General features: G+C 34.9%; 18 protein-coding genes. 6 read left to right on the forward strand and 12 right to left on the reverse strand.

The annotated features are described in order from the left end of the window. The first annotated feature begins 54 nt into the window (after positions 1 to 54). Together VP395_RS09480 and VP395_RS09485 are read left to right on the forward strand one after the other, a co-directional pair. The gene (locus VP395_RS09480; protein WP_262711322.1) at positions 55 to 375 is read left to right on the forward strand and encodes an HU family DNA-binding protein; all 321 of its coding nucleotides are present in this window, start codon (positions 55 to 57) and stop codon (positions 373 to 375) included. Positions 376 to 817: 442 nt separating this feature from the next. Further along, positions 818 to 2365 (forward strand): Rne/Rng family ribonuclease, encoded by a 1548-nt coding sequence (locus tag VP395_RS09485; RefSeq protein ID WP_346241745.1) that lies wholly within the window; start codon positions 818 to 820, stop codon positions 2363 to 2365. 204 nt (positions 2366 to 2569) lie between these two features. Here VP395_RS09485 and VP395_RS09490 read toward each other — a convergent pair whose 3' ends face one another. From VP395_RS09490 to VP395_RS09535, 10 genes are all read right to left on the reverse strand, one after another. Next, positions 2570 to 3100 carry a hypothetical protein gene (locus tag VP395_RS09490; RefSeq protein WP_346241746.1) on the reverse strand — a complete coding sequence of 177 codons (531 nt, stop codon included), beginning with the start codon at positions 3098 to 3100 and terminating at the stop codon, positions 2570 to 2572. A gap of 135 nt (positions 3101 to 3235) precedes the next feature. Further along, entirely contained in the window at positions 3236 to 4132 is an 897-nt protein-coding gene (gene ypfJ / locus VP395_RS09495) for a KPN_02809 family neutral zinc metallopeptidase (protein ID WP_346241747.1), read from the reverse strand. A gap of 160 nt (positions 4133 to 4292) precedes the next feature. Beyond that, on the reverse strand, positions 4293 to 5381 hold the full coding sequence (gene bioB, locus VP395_RS09500) for a biotin synthase BioB (RefSeq protein ID WP_346241748.1): 1089 nt from the start codon (positions 5379 to 5381) through the stop codon (positions 4293 to 4295). 54 nt (positions 5382 to 5435) lie between these two features. Further along, positions 5436 to 7073 carry a flotillin family protein gene (locus VP395_RS09505; protein WP_346241749.1) on the reverse strand — a complete coding sequence of 546 codons (1638 nt, stop codon included), beginning with the start codon at positions 7071 to 7073 and terminating at the stop codon, positions 5436 to 5438. Between the two features lie 2 nt (positions 7074 to 7075). Then, positions 7076 to 7648, reverse strand: a complete 573-nt coding sequence (locus VP395_RS09510) for a hypothetical protein (protein WP_346241750.1) — start codon at positions 7646 to 7648, stop codon at positions 7076 to 7078. Positions 7649 to 7703: 55 nt separating this feature from the next. After that, a complete protein-coding gene (locus VP395_RS09515; protein ID WP_346241751.1) occupies positions 7704 to 8921 on the reverse strand; it encodes a beta-ketoacyl synthase N-terminal-like domain-containing protein in 1218 nt (405 codons plus the stop codon). Positions 8922 to 9061: 140 nt separating this feature from the next. Next, complete coding sequence (bioA, locus tag VP395_RS09520) at positions 9062 to 10327, reverse strand: adenosylmethionine--8-amino-7-oxononanoate transaminase (protein ID WP_346241752.1); 1266 nt, start codon at positions 10325 to 10327, stop codon at positions 9062 to 9064. 48 nt (positions 10328 to 10375) lie between these two features. Continuing rightward, positions 10376 to 11008 (reverse strand): dethiobiotin synthase, encoded by a 633-nt coding sequence (gene bioD, locus VP395_RS09525; protein ID WP_346241753.1) that lies wholly within the window; start codon positions 11006 to 11008, stop codon positions 10376 to 10378. Then, positions 11005 to 12150 (reverse strand): aminotransferase class I/II-fold pyridoxal phosphate-dependent enzyme, encoded by a 1146-nt coding sequence (locus tag VP395_RS09530; protein ID WP_346241754.1) that lies wholly within the window; start codon positions 12148 to 12150, stop codon positions 11005 to 11007. The genes bioD and VP395_RS09530 overlap by 4 nt, the downstream gene beginning before the upstream one ends. A gap of 4 nt (positions 12151 to 12154) precedes the next feature. Then, positions 12155 to 12706 carry a hypothetical protein gene (locus VP395_RS09535; protein WP_346241755.1) on the reverse strand — a complete coding sequence of 184 codons (552 nt, stop codon included), beginning with the start codon at positions 12704 to 12706 and terminating at the stop codon, positions 12155 to 12157. Between the two features lie 60 nt (positions 12707 to 12766). Between VP395_RS09535 and VP395_RS09540 the strand changes: the two genes are divergently transcribed. From VP395_RS09540 to VP395_RS09555, 4 genes are all read left to right on the forward strand, one after another. After that, a complete protein-coding gene (locus VP395_RS09540) occupies positions 12767 to 13186 on the forward strand; it encodes a DUF3157 family protein (RefSeq protein ID WP_346241756.1) in 420 nt (139 codons plus the stop codon). Between the two features lie 86 nt (positions 13187 to 13272). Further along, positions 13273 to 14529: a Y-family DNA polymerase gene (locus tag VP395_RS09545; RefSeq protein WP_346241757.1), complete on the forward strand. Its 1257-nt coding sequence runs from the start codon at positions 13273 to 13275 to the stop codon at positions 14527 to 14529. 164 nt (positions 14530 to 14693) lie between these two features. Beyond that, on the forward strand, positions 14694 to 15134 hold the full coding sequence (locus VP395_RS09550; RefSeq protein WP_346241758.1) for a LexA family protein: 441 nt from the start codon (positions 14694 to 14696) through the stop codon (positions 15132 to 15134). A 20-nt stretch (positions 15135 to 15154) separates the two neighbouring features. Then, entirely contained in the window at positions 15155 to 16885 is a 1731-nt protein-coding gene (locus VP395_RS09555) for a sodium:solute symporter family protein (protein WP_346241759.1), read from the forward strand. Between the two features lie 54 nt (positions 16886 to 16939). On the opposite strand, the gene VP395_RS09560 is transcribed toward VP395_RS09555, so the two are convergent. Together VP395_RS09560 and pgi are read right to left on the reverse strand one after the other, a co-directional pair. Beyond that, positions 16940 to 19525 (reverse strand): TonB-dependent receptor, encoded by a 2586-nt coding sequence (locus VP395_RS09560; RefSeq protein WP_346241760.1) that lies wholly within the window; start codon positions 19523 to 19525, stop codon positions 16940 to 16942. Positions 19526 to 19692: 167 nt separating this feature from the next. Continuing rightward, the gene (pgi, locus tag VP395_RS09565; RefSeq protein WP_346241761.1) at positions 19693 to 21312 is read right to left on the reverse strand and encodes a glucose-6-phosphate isomerase; all 1620 of its coding nucleotides are present in this window, start codon (positions 21310 to 21312) and stop codon (positions 19693 to 19695) included. Positions 21313 to 21314 lie beyond the last annotated feature (2 nt).

Consider the following 21314-nt stretch of genomic DNA (forward strand, 5'->3'; position numbering starts at 1 on the left):
GAATTAGGTTTGAAATATTGAATTTTAAATTCCTATATTTGCATCCCTTTTAAAATTTATAGTAACTTAAAAAAATATATTAAAATGACTAAGGCTGATATAGTAGCAAAAATTTCTGACAAATTAGGAATTGAAAAAGGTGATGTTCAAGCAACTGTTGAAACATTTATGGAAGAAGTAAAATCTTCTTTAGAAAGTGGTGATAATGTTTACTTAAGAGGTTTTGGTAGCTTTATTATTAAAACAAGAGCTGAAAAAACTGGTAGAAACATTTCAAAAAATACTACCATAAAAATACCATCTCACAATATCCCTGCATTTAAGCCAGCAAAAGTTTTTGTTGAAGGCGTTAAAACAAATGTAGACGTTAAATAAAACGCATTGGCTGGAACTTGTTTCAGCATTAGATAAATTATTAATCAAAAAAAAACACTATTTATGCCAAGTGGTAAAAAACGTAAGAGACATAAGGTAGCAACGCACAAAAGAAAAAAACGTGCACGTGCTAACCGTCACAAAAAGAAAAAATAAGCCTTAAAAAGTAGTTATATAAACTACTTTTTTCGGTTTAAAACAACAAAGTTCTTTGAAATGAGTTCATTAAATTTTTAGACACTTTTAGTGTTTCTGAACTCCACGGATATTAAAATCCTGTGAAAAAATATTGTTTAATCCATCTGTACAGTTAAGTCGTTAGCTGTTAGTTGTTAGTCGTTGGTTGTTTTTTTGTTAAGTATTTTATCTTAACGCTCTTACAACTTTACAACTTTACAACTTTCAACTTTACAACTTAGACGTATGGATAAAAATTAACTTAATGGATAAAGAATTGATTATTCGATCTAGTTCCGAGCACGTTGATTTTGCCTTATTAAAAGATGGAAAACTTATTGAATTACAGAAAGACGAAGATGGTAATAACTTTTCGGTTGGTGATGTGTTTATAGCCAAAATAAGAAAAGCTGTTCCTGGACTAAATGCTGCATTTGTTAATGTAGGGTATGAAAAAGATGCATTTTTGCATTATCAAGATTTAGGACCAAAACTACCTTCCCTTTTAAAATTCACAAAAAGTGTAAGCACAGGTAAACTAAAAGATTTTACTTTAAAAAATTTCCCATTTGAAAAAGATATTGATAAAGACGGCAAAATTATTGACGCCTTAAAATCAAATCAATCGCTATTGGTACAAATAGTAAAAGAACCCATATCAACCAAAGGCCCTAGAATAAGCTCAGAGCTTTCTATTGCTGGTAGATATATTGTTTTAGTACCTTTTTCTAACCGTATTTCTATTTCTCAAAAAATAGAAGACAAAGATGAAAAAGACCGACTAAAACGATTGGTGAAAAGCATTACGCCACCGGGGTTTGGCATTATTGTACGCACTGTAGCACAAGGCAAAAAAGTAGCTGAACTAGATAGAGATTTACAAAATTTGCTTAGTCGTTGGACGGCAATGTGTAAAAAGCTACACAAAGCACATCATCCAAGCAAAGTATTAGGAGAAATGAATAAAGCCTCGTCAATTTTACGAGACATATTTAATGATACCTTTACTGCTATTCATGTAGATGATGAAGCGCTTTACATTCAAATTAAAGATTATGTGCAAGAAATTGCACCAAACAAAGAATCAATAGTAAAATTGTATCAGTCTAACGTTCCCATTTTTGAAAAATACGGGATTGAAAGACAAATAAAAACCTCCTTTGGTAAAACCGTTTCTATGTCAAAAGGTGCATATCTAATTATAGAGCACACCGAAGCACTTCACGTTATAGACGTAAACAGTGGAAACCGGTCTAACAAAGCCAATAACCAAGAGGATACAGCATTAGAAGTTAATTTAATAGCTGCTACCGAAATGGCGCGCCAATTACGATTACGTGATATGGGCGGCATCATCGTAGTAGATTTTATTGACATGAAAAGTGCTGAACATAGGCAGCAGCTGTTTAACCATCTTCGCGACGAAATGAGCGATGATCGCGCTAAACACAAAATATTGCCACCAAGTAAATTTGGTTTGATACAAATTACAAGACAACGCGTTCGCCCAGAAATGAACATTAAAACTAAGGAAGAAAATCCGGATGATATAAGTAATGGTTCTGAGGTTGAAGCCCCTATAGGAATCGTGCAAAAAATAAACCACGACCTAGAACAACTATTAAAAAAAGACTATAAAAAGCTGACTTTAAACACACATCCTTTTATAGCAGCCTTTTTAACAAAAGGTTTTCCATCAACACGTTCAAAATGGTTTTTTGAACACAAAAAATGGGTTAAAGTTTTACCAAGAGATGCTTACACGTATTTAGAATATCATTTTTTTGATAAAGATGGTAATCAAATTAAATAATTCGAAAAAGCCTTACTATTTGTTTAGTGAGGCTTTTTTTGTTTTTATACGTCATTGCGAAACCTTTAAGTTGTGGCAATCTCATTCGAACAACAACTCTTTTTATACTTAATTGGGCGTTACCCCAAAAAGGGGTCGGGCTATTCGTTACAAGTCCTCGCTCGTACCTCGCTATGGGCTTTTCACTGCTATCCCTAACGCGGATTATAAGCCATCTGTATAAGCTTCAACATCTTTTATATTAACCAAATGGATATTTGTAATCTCATTTTCAACAAATAATTCTTTTAACTTTTGATTAACAAATACTAGACTTGTATCTTTAGGTGAAAAAAAATCTGAAAAATCCCATGTTTCAACATCAAATTTATATCCTTTATAAAATCCTTCGTTTTTTGGCTCCATTAACTTTCCGCACCTACCAACAATTTGAAAACCATAATAATTTTCGTGAACATTTTTAATATTCAACGGATAGGTTTTCCACCCTGTTATTTCATTTGTTTTTAATAATGTAAATAATCTCTTTGAAACTACAATATTTACCCCATCATCAAAAAACAAAACATCATAAAATCTATTACCAAATTTAACATTTGTTTTAATAGGGTGATCATAATCAACAATACCCAGTTTTACATCGAAAAAATCGTCATTAAAATTAGATTTTAAAATTATCTCTTTAGATTCTTGCCCAGAAAACATACAAAAAAACATCTTTTTACCTAAATCCATAATCAATTTTTATTAAACTATTGCCATAATTTATTACCTGTTATAGAAGCATTTTTTCCACCGGATACGCTAAGCTCCAACTTAATCGTAAGTATTAGAAAACAGAGTAAATCTAAATATTTCAAGAAATAATTGTTACAACGAAGTAGCACTAAACGTATCACCTTGCGATAAATCGCCCGTTTCAAAACCTTTTTTAAACCATCGCATACGCTGTGCCGAAGTGCCATGCGTAAACGAATCGGGAACTACCCTACCTGTAGATTGTTTTTGCAGTCTATCATCACCTATGGCATTGGCTGCATTTAAAGCTTCTTCAAGATCGCCAGATTCCATCATACCTGCCATGGCTTGCGAATGGTGCGCCCACACGCCCGCTAAAAAATCTGCCTGAAGTTCTAATCGCACCGAGTATTTATTATATTCTACCTCGCTTACTTGTCCTCTTAAACGGTTCATCTTATCGGTAACACCCGTAATTCTTTGTATATGATGCCCAACTTCATGAGCAATGACGTAGGCTTGAGCAAAATCTCCTGGAGCATTCATACGGCGTGCCATATCATCAAAAAAACTTAAATCTAAATACAATTTTTCATCACCTGGGCAATAAAAGGGGCCAGTAGCACTTGAAGCCGACCCACAAGCCGAAGACACCGAACCGTTGAATAACACTAATGTAGGCTCTCTATAATTCTTTAAAAGTTTTTTCCAAACATCTTCTGTGTTCGCTAAAATGGTTGAAGAAAATTGTGCTAATTCTTCATCTTTAGCACTTGGTGTATAAGGTGCAGAAGATTCGGTTAAAGACCCACCACTTAACAACTGACTTATTAAACTTAATGGGTTTTTACCCATAATTAAAGAAATCACCAAAAATGCACCTACAATAAAAAGTCCAACTTTAGAAAAAAGAATTCTAATTAAAGGTGTTAACAAAGCAGGGTTAAATCCTCCTATTCCTTGTCTAGGACTACTTTGCCCTCTGCGATCTTCTACATTGGAACTTTGCCTTTTGCCTTTCCATTTCATATTAGTTACAAATTAAATTTTGATTTTTTTCATTGCTTCAATTTACATATAATTTCAATAACTTGAATTAATTAAATTAATAACCCCTTACTAAACAAATAGTAAGGGGTTTTGTTTTTTTAAGTATAATAGTGTTAGTTGCCTTTTAATGGAATAACGGTTACTTAGTAGCTTTCGCTTTTGCAACTTCGTTTCGCTCAATTTTATGTTCTGGTCTGCTCCATTTTGGTTTTTCTCCCAATGCTTGGTATTGAGATTCTGATGCTTCTACCGTTTGCGGCTGCATTTTTTTAATAAATGGCTTTTGCGGATTCAACCCTAATAATTCAAACATTTTCATGTCTTCGTTTACATCGGGGTTTGGTGTAGTTAATAACTTATCGCCAGCAAAAATAGAGTTTGCACCAGCAAAAAAGCACATGGCTTGCCCTTCACGAGTCATTTGTGTTCTACCGGCACTTAAACGTACTTGGGTTTCTGGCATTACAATACGGGTAGTGGCTACCATACGAATCATGTCCCAAATGGAAATAGGTTCTTGGTCTTCAAGTGGCGTGCCTTCAACAGCTACCAATGCATTGATTGGCACCGATTCTGGTTGCGGATTTAATGTAGAAAGCGCCACCAGCATACCAGCTCTGTCTTCAATTTTTTCGCCCATACCAATAATACCACCACTACAAACGGTTACATTGGTTTTTCGAACGTTATCGATAGTCTGCAAGCGGTCTTCAAAACCACGGGTAGAAATGACTTCTTTATAATATTCTTCAGATGAATCTAAATTATGGTTGTAGGCATATAAACCAGCTTCGGCTAAACGTTGTGCTTGGTTTTCGGTAATCATGCCCAAAGTACAACACACTTCCATGTCTAACTTGTTAATGGTACGTACCATTTCTAACACTTGGTCAAACTCTTCACCATCTTTTACATTACGCCAAGCAGCACCCATACACACACGTGAGCTTCCGCTAGATTTAGCACGCAATGCTTGTGCTTTTACTTGCTGTACACTCATTAAATCGTTTCCTTCAACATTGGTATGGTAACGTGCTGCTTGTGGGCAATAGCCACAATCCTCAGGACATCCGCCTGTTTTAATAGATAATAAAGTAGAAACTTGTACTGTATTTGGGTCGTGGTGTAAACGGTGAATGGTGGCGGCTTCGTAAAGCAGTTCCATTAACGGCTTATTGTATATTTCTAAAATTTGTTCTTTAGTCCAGTTGTGTCTTGTCTCGCTCATATGATGCAAATATATGTAAAAGTAAAAAATTCCACCTTGCGGTGGAATTTTATCTTATTTTTTATCCTCAGGTTTATCAACATCTTTTTTAGGTGTTGGCTTTATAATTTCGGTATTTTTGTCTTTTAAATCTTTACCTTTTAAGTATTCAGGTAATTCCATTCCCGCCATATTAAACATTTCCTGTAGTGGTGGTACCGATTGGTACATGCCCGAAAGGAAATTAGCTGTAGATGATTTTCCATCTTTTCCACTACCATTTTCCCAAACAGTTACTTTATCAATTTTAATGTTTTTAATGGCTTCAGCCTGTATTCTTACCAGTTCAGGTAATTTATCGGCGATTAATAATAACACTGCATCTTTAGAATTGTTTCCTGCCGCCTTAACAATTTGGTCTAAACCAGCAGCTTGTTTGGTTAATACTTCATATAAACCTTGTGCTTCTGCTTGTGCTTTCAATAAAATAGCATCGGCTTGTCCTTTTGCTATTCTTCTAATATTTTCAGCTTCGGCTTCTGCATCAATCTCTACTTTTCTTTTGTCAATTTCAGCAGGAACAACAATATCTGCTAATTGTGTAGAACGTACACGTTCAGCTCTGGCAATTTCCGCCATTTTTTCAGCAGCATAGGCTTCTTCCAATGCTTTTGCAGCTTGTACTTTTTCAGAAGCGATAGCTCTTTTTTCTGCTTCTGCTTCGCGCTCTCTTCTTAAAGCATCCGATTCTGCAATCGAAATTTTAGCTATATTTTCTCCATCAATAGCGCGTGCATTGGCTTCAGATGTTTTAATTCTTTCTTCCTTTAAAGCCTCAGCTTCACCAATTTTAGCTTTGGCAATGGCACTTGCTGTTTGTACGCGTTCATTTTGGCTTGCGTTAGCTTCACCAATCATGGCTAATGCATTTGCTGCAGCAATTTGAGTTCTTTCATTTTGCATCGCATTGGCTTCACCAATCTTTGCTTTAGCATGTAATTCTGCTACCTGTGTGCGTTCATCTTGTACCGCATTGGCTTCACCAATAGAACCATCTCTGGTTTTTTCAGCCACCGATTTTCTGGCTGCATTGATAGCATGAGCCGCCGCTTCTTTTCCTAATGCTTGAATGTATCCAGATTCGTCAACAATATCTGTAATATTAACGTTGATTAGTTTTAAACCTACTTTTTTAAGCTCCGATTCTACGCTTTCAGAAATATTGGTTAAAAATTTATCGCGATCGGAATTGATTTCCTCAATATCCATAGAAGCCACCACTAAACGCAACTGACCAAATATGATTTCTTGCGCCAATTCTTGAATTTCGTTTTGCCCCAAACCTAACAACCTTTCGGCAGCATTTTGCATGATGCCAGGTTCGGTTGAAATACCAATAGTAAAACGAGAGGGTACATTTACACGAATGTTTTGCTTACTTAAGGCGTTAACCAAATTAACCTCTATTGAAATAGGCGTTAAATCTAAAAACTGATAATCTTGAATAACAGGTACAATAAAGGCAGCACCACCATGAATACATTTTGCCGATTGCCCACCGCCAACTTTACCATACACCACTAAAATCCTATCGGAAGGACAACGTTTGTAGCGCCTTACTAAAACAATAAAAAATATAAAAACAAATAATACAGCAAAAATAATTGCTACTGGTAAGCCAAAATTAGAGGCTTGAGTTATTAATAAGGTCATGGTTATTTGGTTAATAGTTCAACAATTAATATTCCGTTTTCTGTAACGTCTTTTACTTTAATAACAGCTGATGATTTTAAGTTGGTATCAGCATCGGTTAGTGCTTCCAATTCGCGTAAAGCACCTTGTATTTTAATATGTACTTTTCCCATGGAAGATCTGTTTGCACCTATAGTTAAGTACACTTCACCTACAGATCCAACAGCATTTTTAAAATTTAAAGTACCGCTGTCGTTAAGTTTTCGCATGTAGTAAAACATAGCTGCCATAATGGTCATCATAATTAATCCACAAACCAAAGAAATGACAATAGTTAACGGTTTTGATAAACCAGCATCAATACAAGCTACGCCACTCCAACCAAATAAGGTAAAGAAACCAATAAGATTTTTAAAGGTTATAAATTGAAAGCCCATGCCTGTATCCGATTCTATTTCGGTATCGGTATCTAGGTTGTCTGTTTCACCACCTAGAAAGGTTAAAGCCATCATGATGATAAAAATTAAAGAGCCTAAAAGCGCAATGCTCCAATATATTTTTGGAAATAATTCCAAATTAAAAAACCAATCGGTCATAATTAAAACGTTTAGAAATTTATGAAATATAAAACCTTTTTATGATTTTACAACATTATTTTGAAAGTAAAATCGACACCGCATTACCGCCAAACCCCACGGCATTGATAAGGATGTTTTTAATTTGGTGTGGTGTTTTATATTTTTCTAAATAAGGAACTCCAATAAACTCTTGGTGTTTAAGCATTAAAACAGCCATTTCAATACTTAGCATACCAGAAGCACCAAAACTATGTCCTACTTTCCATTTATTAGTAGTGAGTGCAGGTGTTTTGTTGCTGAATATTTTATTTATCGCATTATATTCAGATAAATCGCCTTTTATAGTACCAGGAGCGTGCATAACAATAACATCAACATCGTCTGGATTTGTATTTTTTAATGCCATTTGCATCGATTTTTGAAAACAAACAGCATCACTGGAAATGGAAATATTATGCTCTAAAATTTCGGTTGCATATCCAAAGCCTTTAATAGTGGCAAGGGCATTTTTTGTTTCTCCAGTTTCTAAACAAGCCATGGAGGCACCTTCGCCTAAAACCATGGAGTTTTTGGTTTTGTCAAGGTCTAAAGCCCGACATGGGAAGTAATTACTGTTGTCAGGTCGAGCGTAGTCGAGACCTTTTGAGACCTCTCGATTGCGCTCGAGGAGACTTGGCGTTTTAGCATAAACTTTTAAAGCTTTCATTTGGGCAATGGTAAATGCTGTTAAAGGTGCTTCGCTACCACCAACCAAAAATTTAGTACACATACCAGAATTAATCCATGCAATGCCATTTAACATGGCGTGTAAAGCGGTGGAGCAGGTTATGGAATGACTTATTTCAGGCCCTTCGGTTTGCAAATCGTGAGCGACCCAAGAAGAAATATTTCCCAGCGTTGTAGTGGGTGAACTTAAGGTTTGTGCTTTATTATTTTTTAAAAAATCGTCGTAATAGGATTCAAAAAGTTGGGTAGCACCACGTGAGGAACCTATGTTGATGCCAAAATTATCTGAACCCTTCCAACCTGCATTTTTAACAGCTTGTCTGGAGGCATAAATGGCGTATAAAACGGTGTCGTCTAACGATTTGTATTTATTATCAGATTGTTTTAAAGTTTCAATAGCTTGTTTTGCCGATACAGGGATTTGTGATACCAAGGCTGTTATATTTTGAAACGTTTTTTCTGAAATATGATGCTGTGGATTTTTATAACTGTTCCATGCCTCACTTAGTGATGTGCCAAGTGGTGAAATAGAAGCGATAGCCGTTATGGAGATTGGTTTGTGCAAGTTTGTTGGTTTATAGGCAAAAGTACGTGTTCTTGTTTTTATTTCATACTTTGTTTGGCACTTTTGCGTTAGCGATAGAGCAATTGTTGGAGCACCTCGCAGAGTGCGACTTGCGAAAGCGCGACCCTTGTGGTAACGCCCTAAATAATTTTTAAAGCGTCTTCAATAGTTTTATAAACTTTTTCTAGCTGTTTTTTTGTAATAACATATGGTGCTTGAATGTAAATGGTGTTTCCAAGTGGACGTAAAAATACACCATTATCCATAAAAAACTTGAATAGTTTGTCGCGAAGATTACCGTAACGCGCCATTTCTGTATTTAAATCGAGTGCAAAAATAACGCCTGTTTGACGGGTTGCTTTTACTTTGGGGTGATTTTTAATATGTTGGTTGAATACTTCGTGTGAAGCTATAACACGTTGTATGTTGTTTTGTATGTCTGCTGATAGCAATAATTCAATACTTGCTAAAGCAGCAGTACATGCCAACGGATTTGCCGAATAGGTATGCCCATGAAATAAACCTTTGCTTATATCGTCGCTATAAAAAGCGTCGTAAATATTTTGTGAACAACTAGTTATTGCCATTGGCAGCAAACCACCGGTTAAGGCTTTGCTTAAGCAAATAATATCGGGGTTGGTTTCTATGTGAAGTGACGCGAAATGTTTTCCGGTTTTACCAAAACCAGTCATAACTTCATCGGCAACGGTGATGATATTATGGGCTTTACAAAATTTGAGTATTGCATTTAAACCATCAGGGTTGTGCATTTTCATGGCGGCAGCACCTTGTACCAAAGGTTCGTAAACAAATCCGGCTACTTTATTGGTTTCAACAATTGATTTTAATGTGTTTAAAATAGCCTCAAGGTTTTCGCTATTAGGTGTGGGAATCCGTTTTACATCTAAAAAAAAATCTTCAAACGGGCCATTATAAACCGATAACCCTGAAACACTCATAGCACCAAACGTGTCACCATGAAATCCATCTTCAAAAGCAATTAAAGTGTTACGTTTTTCACCTTTATTAAAATGATACTGCAATGCCATTTTAATTCCAATTTCAACCGATGTAGAACCATTATCGCTAAAGAATATTTTATTCTGGTTTTGTGGAAGAATTTTAATAAGCGCTTCTGATAATTCTATGGCAGGTTTGTGGGTAAATCCGCTAAATACTACTTGGTCTAGTTGCTGCATTTGGGCTGAAACTTTGCTGGTAATATTGTCGTTACAATGTCCGTACATGCAGGTGTACCAAGAGGCAATGGCGTCTATGTATTCGTTACCGTTTTCGTCTGTTAAAACACAACCTTTAGCTTTGGTTATGGCAATGGTGTCTGGATGCAATTTGTGTTGCGTTAATGGGTGCCAAAGGTGTTTTTTATCGCGGTCTTTTAATGTCATATTTTTTATTTCCACAAAAGCGGAAATCTCGTTTTTAATGTTCCAAATTTAATCTTTAAAGAAATTATGAGATTCCTGCTTTTGCAGGAATTCCTCAGCATACGCCATAATCACATTTTTATCAAAATAAGGCTCTTCATCAATTCTGTAAATAACGGGAATGTTTGTCATTTTTTTGATAATCGTTTCGGTGGTTTTATGCTCATTACCACTAAAAATTATGGCAACATCAAAACCTTTTTCTTTTAATAGATTTATCGTTAAAAGTGTATGGTTAATGCTTCCTAAATAATGTCTAGACACTACAATAACTTTATAATCGGGTTGTATTAAATCAAAAACTGTTTGTGTGTTATTTATAGGCACTAACAACCCGCCAGCTCCTTCTATCACCAAATTATTTTTGGTTTTTGGAGCTTTAATTTCTTTGATATCTATGGAAATACCATCAATATCTGCTGCTGCATGCGGACTCATAGGCGTTTTTAGGGCAAACGCATTCGGGTGAAATTTTGATTTAGAATTTGAAACTAAACTTTTAACTTTTTTAGTGTCGCAATTATCTAATTCGCCTGCTTGAATGGGTTTCCAATAATCGGCTTCTAAAGCTTCAACTAAAATAGCAGAAGCTACGGTTTTACCAACATCGGTGGATATTCCTGTTATGAAGTATGTTGTCATTTTACAAAAGTAGCAAGTAGTTTTAACACTTTTGTTATTTCTTCTTCACAATTGAAGGCATGCAAACAAAAACGTAAGCGCTCTTGTCCTGCCGGAACTGTTGGCGATAAAATGGGTTTTACATCATAACCTTGGACTTGAAGTTTTTGTGCAACTTCTTTCACACGTTCATTACCTGAAACCAAACAACAATGAATTGGGGAATTACTTTCAATAAATAAATTTTGAAGGTTATTGTTTTTTATTTCTTCTTTGAAAAGCAGAATGTTTTGATGAAGTTTTTGTTTGCTTTTAGAGATAAATAATTCGTTATAACTAGCTTGAATAGTGGCTAAAGAATGAGGGGATAGTGCGGTAGTATAAATAAAACTTCTAGCAAAATTCACTAAATATTGTTTTAAATGGTCGCTTCCTAAAATAGCGGCACCGTGGCAACCCATGGCTTTTCCAAAGGTTACTAAACGCGCAAACACGTCTTTTTCTAAATTTAATTCTTGAACAAGTCCAACACCACGTTCACCAAAAACACCAACGGCATGTGCTTCGTCTACAATTAAATAAGCATTGTGCTTTTTACAGATTTGAGCTAGTTTAACCAAATTGGGAGAAGTGCCATCCATAGAGAAAACAGATTCGGTAACGATATATATATCAATATCTTTTGAGACCTCTCGACCGCGCTCGAGGTGACTTTTCAAATCGTCTAAATCATTATGTTTAAACTTATAAGCCTTAGAATTAGATAATTGTACCCCATCTCTAATAGAGGCGTGAATATATTCATCATATAATATAACATTACCGCGTTGCGGTACACTAGAAAAGAACCCAACATTAGCATCGTACCCCGAATTGAAAATTAAGGCAGATTCACTGTTGTGGAATTCTGACAAAGCAGTTTCAACAGTATTGAATAACGGATGGTTTCCCGATAATAATCGAGAACCTGTTGCCCCATTTTGCTTTATATTATGACCTATTAAAAAATCATGAGCATTATTAAAAATAGTGTCGTTTTTAGAAAAACCTAAATAGTCGTTCGATGAAAAATCAACTAAATTAGAAACAGTTCCAAGTTTTCGTAAAGCATTGGTTTCTTTTCGGTTTTCGAGTTTTTGTTGAAGTTTTTTAGGGAGTTTCATAAAGTTAATCGAAGTATTTAACTTTGCCAGATTCTTTAGAGGCTTTTTTGTCTATCCATTTATAATTATTAGGTACTGTTGCATCTAAAAAATCAATATTTAGTTGTTCAGAAAGTTTGAAACCTATTTTAAAAGCTTCAGCATAGTCGTACTCTTCGTAAAGTTCCCAATGCTTGTTCTTTTCATACCATAAATTAATTTCATAAATTTTGTTACCATCAGCGAGAGGTTCATGAAAAAGCGAAACATATTCTAAATTGGTAATGGTTTTCCATTCGCCTAATTTAATAGGGCCTACTTCAAAGGTTTGTCTAAATTTTGATTTTTTAGTGTCTATATAAACACTTTTTTGGTAACAAAAAACGACACCAAAAGCAAATAAATAAATTACTGATTTAATATTGTGACCTAAGTCTAAAAGATGATCATCACTCCAATCAGTTTTGTAAAGATAAAATATTAAAAGACCGATTGCTGATGTAAAGATTAAAGAAGCAATAGGTATTTGCCAATAAGGTCTATTTCTTTCAGAAATAATGATATGTTCATCTTTCATAAAACAAATGTATGCAAAATTTGTACTTTTGGAATATATAACATGCTATTCTTAAATATTATGAAAACCCTTTTTTTACTTCTATTGTTTTTTATCTCATATATAAGTTTTTCCCAAAACAACCATATTGTAAAAACCGAAGAAGGTAGACGCGTTTGGTTAAAAGCAGATTTTACTTGGGAATATATTGATGAGGAAAAGCTTGTAGCAGCCACCGATAAAAGATGTAACCTAGCACAAGATTTTGTGGAGCCAGCACTTAATAGCAAAATTCAATCGCAATTAAAAAAAGGGCGGGCCATGATGGATGATGTAAAAAAGAAAGTAGCAAAAGATTACGATTGTAATGTAGAAGATGTTATTTTGCTGTCAGTTTCCGAACAAAAAGTAAAAGCCGTGTATCATTTTTGTGCAAACGGCACCAAGGTTACTTATAAACGAAATGGACATGCTATTATAGAAAGCGGGAAGTTATTTTAAGTGATGAAAGACGACCTCACGGGTTTTTAAAACTTGTGAGGTCTAGAAGAAATAAAAAGGTAAGCAAAAATTGTATCTTTGCTTTTATGTACGCCCTAGTAGATTGTAACAATTTTTATGCGTCTTGCGAACGCACTTTTAACCCCAATTTACGCAACAAACCCATTGCTATTTTAAGTAATAATGATGGCTGTGTTATCTCGCGTAGTGATGAAGCTAAAACTGTTGGCTTGCCCATGGGAGCACCTATTTTTAAGTGGGAAGGTTTCTGTAAAGAAAACAACATACAAGTGTTTTCATCCAACTATCCGTTGTATGGCGATATGAGCAGTCGTGTTATGGCTATTCTAGAACAATTCACGCCCGATGTTGAGGTATATAGTATAGACGAAGCTTTTATTCAATTTAAAGGTTTTGAAAATTATAATTTTAATGATTATGGAAGCGAGATAAGAACCCGTATTTTAAAATGGACAGGCATCCCAACCTGTGTTGGTGTAGCGCCAACAAAAGCATTAAGTAAAGTGGCCAATAAAATAGCTCGTAAATTTCCAGACCAAACCAAAGGTGTTTATGTTATTGATTCTGAAGAAAAGCGCATTAAAGCTTTAAAATGGATTAAAATTGAAGATGTTTGGGGCATTGGTCGTGGCTTAACAAAGCGATTGAAAGCAAAAGGATGTAACACGGCATTAGATTTTGTATTACTTCCAGACGATTGGGTGCGTAAAAACTTCTCGATTACCGAATGGAAACTTAAAAAAGACTTAGAAGGGATTCCTACCTTGCAGTTAGATGAAGTTAAAACGAAACAGGCCATTGCCACCACCCGAAGTTTTGAATATACTTTTTCAGATATCGATAATATAAAAGAGCGCATTTCAACCTTTGCAACAAGTTGTGCCGAAAAACTACGCAAACAAGGTTCTAGTTGCCATGTTATTTATGTGGTATTAAGTAGTGATAGGCATAAAAAGGATTTAGAGCAGCACCGTGCCAGTAGGCTAGTAAGTTTAACCTATCCCACCGATTCCAGTTTAATTATCAGTCAAGAAGCGGTAAAGGCTGTTGCGGGTATTTTTAAAACAGGTATAAAATATAAACGTGCAGGCGTTGTGGTTATGGGCTTAGTGCCAACTACCAACCATCAATTGCAGTTGTTTGATCACGAAAACCCAAAACATAAACCGCTTATGCGTGCCATCGATGGTTTAAATGCTAAGTATGCCGATTATAAAATTAAAATAGGTAATCAAGATTTAAAACGTACCTGGAAAATGCGACAAGAACGCTTATCACCACGATACACCACTAATATTAAAGATATTATTAAAGTGAAATAATTTCTATTCAAAGATTAAGGTTTCAAAAATTAGAACTAAATTTAAAAACAGAATAAATAATTTTAATAGGGCGTTACCATCCCGAAGCGTCGGGAGGGTCGGGCTTTACGCACTACACGGTAGCTTGCTTCAATCCCTAACGCAAAAAAGAAACATTATATAAAATGATATTACATCAATCTAATAATCTAAACTTTTTCACTCCAGAAGCGTCGAATAGTTTAGGCGCCTTATTTTTCGAAACAGGTATTTCGGCAGGGTTTCCTTCTCCGGCTGAAGATTTTAAAGAAAAGCGCTTATCACTTGATAGAGAACTTATAAAAAACAAAGAAGCCACTTTTTTTGCACGTGTAAGCGGACAATCTATGATTGGCGCAGGATTAGACGATAACGATTTATTGGTTATAGACAGAAGTTTAGAACCCGAAAATAACAAAATTGCGGTTTGTTTTTTAGATGGTGAATTTACCGTAAAACGTTTAAAAGTAGACAGAGATGGGGTTTGGTTACAACCAGAAAACCCAAATTATCCCATTATAAAAATTACAAGTGAAAACAATTTTATAATTTGGGGCATTGTTACAAATGTGATTAAAAAAGTGTAGTCGCAAAAATGTAAAATTATATGGTAAACCTTTCTGTTTTAGACATTGCAATCATCATTATCTTTTTTCTATTATCTCTTTTTGTTGGGGTTTGGGTATCACGACAAGCAGGGAAAGATTCTACCGAGTTTTTTTTATCGGGGCGCAATATGCCTTGGTGGCTGCTAGGGGTTTCTATGGTAGCAACCACCTTTGCTGCCGATACACCCGGATTGGTAACCGAACTGGTTAGAAAAAATGGCGTATCTGGTAACTGGGTTTGGTGGGCTATGTTACTTACGGGCATGTTAACCGTTTTTTTTTATGCCAAATTATGGCGTAAATCGGGAATTTCAACCGATTTGGAGTTTTATGAATTGCGGTATTCAGGTAAATCGGCTGGTTTTTTAAGAGGTTTTCGCGCTATTTATTTGGGAGTTATTTTTAATGTCATTACCATGGCTGGTGTTTGTTTGGCAGGTGCTAAAATTGCTAGTATTTTATTAGGAATTTCACAAGTAGAAACCTTATTGTATTCTTCAATTATAGTTGTAATTTATTCGTCTTTAGGTGGTTTAAAAGGGGTGTTAATAACCGATTTCATTCAATTTATTATTGCAATGGTGGGTTCTGTTTGGGCAACCATTTATATTGTAAATCTTCCTGAAATAGGAGGGATGGGTACGTTGCTTTCTCACGCAAACGTAAGTAGTAAATTAAACATTCTGCCAGATTTTTCAAATACTGAAGCGTTAATAACTTTATTCATAATTCCGTTTGCTGTTCAGTGGTGGAGTACTTGGTACCCTGGTGCCGAACCTGGTGGTGGGGGTTATATAGCTCAACGTATGTTAGCTGCTAAAGATGAAAAAAATGCTACGTGGGCAACCTTGTTTTTTAATTTCGCGCACTATGCTTTACGTCCGTGGCCATGGATTTTAGTTGGTTTGGCATCTTTGGTTATTTTTCCAACCTTAGAAAGTATCAATACGGCATTCCCTAATTTAAATGTAGATATGCAAGGGCATGATGTTGCCTATGCTGCTATGATGACGTATTTGCCAGCGGGTTTAATAGGGATAGTTTTAACATCGTTAATAGCGGCGTTTATGAGTACCATTTCAACACAGTTAAACTGGGGCAGTTCCTATATTGTCAACGATTTTTATGGCAGATTTATAAATAAAAAGGCTTCAGAAAACCAAAAGGTTTTAGTTGGAAGAATTTCTACCGTTTTACTTATGGTTTGTGCTGCACTTTTTTCGTTTTATATTAAATCGGCTAAAGATGTGTTCGATTTGCTGTTACAAATAGGGGCGGGAACAGGCTTGTTGTTTATTATGCGTTGGTTTTGGAAACGAATCAATCCATTTAGCGAAATAGCGGCCATGGTTATCTCTTTTATAATAGCTATTGTCTTTTTTATAAATGGTAAATTAGATGTGCCATGGTTTACAATGGCGGGGTATATGCAATTAGTTTTAGGTGTTGTTTTAACAACTGTTGGATGGGTTGTTGTAACGCTTTTAACAAAACAATCGGATGTTGAAACCTTAGCAACGTTTGAAAGCTTGGTTTATGGTAATGAGAGCAAGTTTAAAAATATAGGTTATAAAATATTAGCATTCTTTTTAGGAATTATTGGGACTTACAGCTTTTTATTCGCTACGGGGTATTTTATTTATGGCAAAACACTTTCAGCTTTAGGGTTGTGTATTTTAACATGTATTTGTTGTTTTTTATTAGTTAAGAATTGGAAAAAAATAGCATAAAAAAACGCGAAGCTAGGGTGCTTCGCGTTTTTGTTTTTTCAGCTTTTAATTTGATTAGAAATTGTAACGCATGCTAAAGTTCCAAGTTCTTCCGTAACCGAATCTTACGCCATTATCAACATTAACACCTTTCCAAGCAATATCGCCAGAATCTATATGAATATTATCTCTTGAGTTTTCTATATAAACTTCATCAAAAACATTATTGATATTCACTCGGATTTGTAATGACTTATCGTCATTTTTTCCTAATAGCATTTTATATGATAATCCCGTATCAACCGTATCATAAGATGGTAATTTAATGGCGCCTCTGTTATCTTGGGTTGCAAATTCTGCACCAGAAAAATCAGAATTCCCATATAAATTATCATATTGATTCCAGTTAGCACCAACTTTTAAACGTGGTAAGATTTCATAATCTGCAGTAATACCAGCAGTAAATTGAGCTGCTTGTCCAATTTTAACACCATCAATATAGCTAGTATCTCCAGTAGCTACAACATTTCCGTTATCATCAGTTATTCTCGTCGTAATATTTCCATTATATTCCCAATTACCAACAGATACAAATCCATTTATGCTTAACCTATCAGTAAAACGAGTGAAAACTTCTAATTCCACACCCATATGAACTTGCTTTAATGGGCTTGTTGTAGTAAATTCATCATTAAAATTATCACCATTTGTGTCTCTAGAACTATAATCAATTTTGTTATCCCAAGTAGTATGGTAAATATTGAAATTAGCTGATACTAAATCGCCTAAAAACTTATAACCAGCTTCTAAGCCCGTAATTTTTTGATTTCCTTCAACTAAAGGGTTTAACTGATTAGAAGATCTATCATCTACAAACAAATCACTATGAAATGGTTGACGAGAATAATACCCAACATTAGCAAAAACTATATTGCTATTATTAAGATTATAAGAAGCGCCTGCTTTTACATTAAAACCTGGCTTATCCACTTTTTCAGATTCTTCAGATTGCCCTAAAGTTGATGCGTTAGCATACTCTGTTCTTACATGAGATTGTGTGGAGGCAGACCCTTGAAAAAAGGCTGAAAAATTATCTTTTGAATATTCTAGTTGTCCAAAAAATCCAGCATAATTAATATCCTCTTCGTAATCATAATTTCCAGAACCGTGTAAACGTTGGGCGTGATCATCATTGGTATTAAAGAACACATTCCATGGGTTAATACCTCCAAAAACTTCAGTAACCTGATAAGAACCTCCATTGTAAGTACTCGATGCTCCTAATGAATCTATTGATAAAAATTCATTAACACTTCTAAAATGAATTCCATTATATAATCGTACATCTGCACCAAAATTAAGACTTAAGTTTTCGTTTAAATCGTTATTATAGTTAGTTATTAAACCATACCAATTATGATTGTTGTTTGAACCTCTAGCATATTGCGGAACTCTGGGCGTGCCTCCTGTTCTGGTGGATGCAAAAGTACCTCTTCCGGCAGATGCATATAAGACCGTTGATAATGACGATTGATCATTAATAGTTAAATCCCAGCTTAAATTAGCAACGGGTTTATGGTAAACATTTCTACCAGTTGGATAATTGCCACTTTGCAATAAATTTGGACTATCTACACCTGAATATGCCGTATTATATTTTCTGCCATTATCTAAAAGTGTCTCCAAATCATAAAATCCAGAAGTTGCATGCCACTGAGGTGCACCTGTTATCATGAAATTGAATATATTATTATCATTAGCCTTGTAACCTAAAGATATAAAATAGGTTTGTCCTTGCCCATCGGTATCTTCAACATAACCTTCACCTTGCCAGTGACCTAATAATGCGGAAAATGCCCAACCACTTTCCATTAATCCTGTTGAATATGATGCAGTTGTTTTTGTGTAATTATCATTAGCAATCATTTGTTGTACAAAGCCGCCTTCTTTCCTGTCAATTGTTTTAGTCACAATGTTTACGGTACCTCCAACAGAAGATATTGCCAATTTAGAAGACCCCAAACCACGCTGTACTTGTACTGCTTGTGCCACATCTAATACCCCCGACCAGTTAGACCAAAACATTCTTCCGTCTTCAGGACTATTTATTGGTTGACCGTTTAATAAAAATGCCGTATTAACTTGGTCAAAGCCTCTTAAAAACATTTGCCCTTCTCCAAAACCTCCACCTTGTATAGATTGTACAGATGGTGTTGATTTCAAAATTTCTGGCAAATCTGAAGTTCCTGTTTTTTCTTGAATTTGATTTGCCTTAATTGTAGACACCGCAATTGGTGTTTTCCTTCCTTCAGCCAAATCGATAACCCCAGATCCAATAATCACTATCTCGTCTAGTGAATTGTCTGGTGTTAATTTAATATTTCCCAAATTAGCACTTCCAGTAAATTTTAAAGTAACTGAACCGTAACCAACAAAAGAAATAACAATTTGACCGGTAGTTGCAGTAGTTTCTAATTTAAACTTACCGTCAAAATCTGAAGAAACACCATTGGTAGTTCCTTTTTCGACAACATTCGCACCTGGTAGTGGCGAATTAATTTCGGCATCCACAATAGTACCTGTTACGGTACTTTGAGCCATTATAACTGTAGAGAACAAAAACGCTACAGCCATCAATAATAATTGAGTAGTTTTTTTCATAATAAAGATTAATTAATTGAATTAGTCGAGGCAAAAATACGTATTAATATCGTACGATTATTATGTAATTGTTAACATATTAAACACTTATAATTAAAAAAACAAAAAAGCATCCATATTTTTTATATGAATGCTTTAAGATTTTTGATGAGAATTACAACGTGTTTTTAAGACATTTTCTTATAATGATTCAATAAATTTTGAGTAGATGAATCATGCGAATTGCTAGTACTATTGTTAAATTCTTGTAAAATTTTACTAGCTAATTGCTTGCCTAACTCGACACCAAATTGGTCGTAACTAAATATATTCCAAATAATACCTTGTACAAATATTTTATGTTCGTACATCGCTATTAATTTCCCTAAACTTTCTGGGGTTAGTTTGTTAATAAAAATGGTATTGGTTGGTTTATTTCCTTGAAAAACTTTAAAAGGTTTTAATGCTTCCGAAGCTCCTTCGGCTAAAACTTCTTTTTCGGTTTTTCCATTTAATAGCGCTTCAGTTTGCGCTAAAAAGTTAGACATCAATTTGTCTTGATGATCTTGATTTCCGTGTAATGATTTTGTAAAACCTATAAAATCAGCAGGAATCAATTTTGTTCCTTGGTGTATTAATTGGAAGAATGCGTGTTGCGAATTGGTTCCTGGTTCTCCCCAAATTATAGTGCCTGTTTGGTAATCTATTGGGTTTCCGTTTCTATCAACGCTTTTGCCATTACTTTCCATAATACCTTGTTGAAGGTAGGTAGCAAATTGGTTTAGGTATTGAGAATATGGTATAATAGCTTCACTTTCAGCTTTAAAAAAGTTATTATACCAAACACTGATTAATGCTAAAACAACAGGGATATTGGTTTTAAAATCTTCATTTTTAAAGTGCTCGTCCATTTTGTTAGCACCGTGCAATAAGCTATCAAAATTTTTATATCCAACAGCTAAACTTATGGTTAAACCAACGGCGCTCCATAATGAAAAACGGCCTCCAACCCAATCCCACATTGGGAAAATGTTATTTTCATCAATACCAAAAGCTTTTACATTTTGGATGTTGGTTGATACCGCTACGAATTGTTTTGCAATAGCTTCTTCATTCGCCGATTTTAAAAACCAAGCTTTCAGCGTGTTAGCGTTAGAAAGTGTTTCTTGCGTTGTAAACGTTTTTGAAACGATTACAAACAACGTAGTTTCGGGATTTAGTTTTTTAATAACTTCATTTACATGGTCGCCATCTACATTGCTCACAAAATGAGTTGTTAAGTGGTTTTTGTAATATTGAAGGGCATCTACAACCATAGCTGGCCCTAAATCGGATCCACCAATACCAATATTTACGACATCGGTAAATGCTTTTCCAGTAAAGCCTTTAAGTTCGCCATTCACAACTTGATTTGTAAACGCTTCTATTTTTTGTTTTACGGCATATACTTCTGGCATTACGTTCACGCTATCTACCTTAAAATTAGCATCTTTCGGTGCGCGTAGTGCCGTGTGTAAAACGGCACGACCTTCGGTTTCATTTATTATTTCACCAGAAAACTGACTTTTAATAGCATCTTTCAACTTCACCTCATCGGCTAATTCCAATAGATGCTTTAAGGTTTCTTCTGTAATTCTGTTTTTGGAAAAATCTACATAAAAATCATCCCAATTAATCGTAAACTTATTTGCCCTGTCTTTATCTTGAGCAAACAAATCTTTCATATGATTGTTACTAACTTTATTAAAATGCTCTTGAAGTTTTTTCCAAGCATTTGTTGTTGTTGGGTTGATAGTTGGTAGTGCCATAA

Origin of the sequence: Mariniflexile soesokkakense (assembly GCF_039650365.1) — a bacterium.
GTDB lineage: Bacteria > Bacteroidota > Bacteroidia > Flavobacteriales > Flavobacteriaceae > Mariniflexile > Mariniflexile soesokkakense.